The sequence below is a fragment of the Ensifer sp. NM-2 genome (genome assembly GCF_003024455.1).
Lineage (GTDB): Bacteria > Pseudomonadota > Alphaproteobacteria > Rhizobiales > Rhizobiaceae > Ensifer > Ensifer canadensis.
In genome coordinates this window covers 1-1,211 of sequence record NZ_PVZR01000056.1, presented here as the reverse complement: position 1 = coordinate 1,211, position 1,211 = coordinate 1, and the positions used below count along the sequence as shown (strand labels likewise).

Sequence of the window (1,211 nt, the reverse complement as noted above, 5' to 3'; positions counted from 1 at the left end):
ACGCCGACCGCCGTGCCGAACTTCGACCACAGCGGCTTGACGTTCCTGACCCGCTTCAGGTCCTGGCCGATGGCGCTGTCGCGCCAACCACGCTCGATTTCGATCGGCTCGTCATTGGCGCGACCGCTGGCGATTGCCGCCGCCAGCTTCTCAGCCGCCAGAATGCCCGACAGCACCGCATTGTGGCTGCCCTTGATGCGCGGCACGTTGACGAAACCGGCCGAACAGCCGATCAGCGCGCCGCCGGGGAACGACAGTTTCGGCACCGACTGGTAGCCGCCTTCGGTGATCGCCCGGGCGCCATAGGACAGCCGCTTGCCGCCCTCGAAGGTGCCGCGAATGGCCGGATGGGTCTTGAACCGCTGGAACTCCTCGAACGGGAAGAGATAGGGGTTCTTGTAGTTGAGGTGCACGACGAAGCCGACGGCGACCATGTTGTCTTCGAGGTGGTAGAGGAACGAACCGCCGCCGGTCTTCATGCCGAGCGGCCAGCCGAACGAGTGCTGCACCAGACCGGGCCTGTGGTTCTCGGGCTTGACCTGCCACAGTTCCTTGAGACCGATGCCGAATTTCTGGACGTCGCGATCCCTAGAGAGATCGAATTTTGAAATCAGCTCTTTGGCGAGCGAGCCGCGCACGCCCTCGCCGATCAGCACGTACTTGCCGAGCAGTTCCATGCCGCGGGCAAAGTTCGGGCCCGGCTCGCCGTTGCGCTCGATGCCCATGTCGCCGGTGGCGACACCGATGACGGCGCCTTCGTCGTTATAGAGCACCTCGGTTGCGGCAAAGCCCGGATAGATCTCGACGCCGAGCGCTTCGGCATGGCCGGCAAGCCAGCGGCAGACATTGCCGAGTGAGACGATGTAGTTGCCGTGATTGTTCATCAACGGCGGCATGGCGAAGTTCGGCAGGCGGATCGAGCCGGCGGGACCGAGCAAGAGGAAATGATCGTCGGTAACCTCGGTCTTGAACGGATGGTCGGCCTCGTCGCGCCAGCCCGGCAGCAACCGGTCGATGCCGATGGGGTCGACGACGGCACCCGACAGGATATGCGCGCCGACTTCGGCGCCCTTTTCCAGCACCACCACCGAAAGCTCGGGATTGACCTGCTTCAACCGGATCGCAGCCGAAAGCCCCGCAGGCCCCGCGCCGACGATCACCACGTCGAACTCCATACTCTCGCGCTCGGGTAGATCCATCGCCTCGCTCAT

General features: G+C 64.2%; 1 protein-coding gene. It reads right to left on the bottom strand.

The window, feature by feature from the left end:
• On the bottom strand, positions 1 to 1,211 hold a 1,211-nt coding region (locus C6558_RS38685; protein WP_107028840.1), incomplete at its 3' end, for an NAD(P)/FAD-dependent oxidoreductase.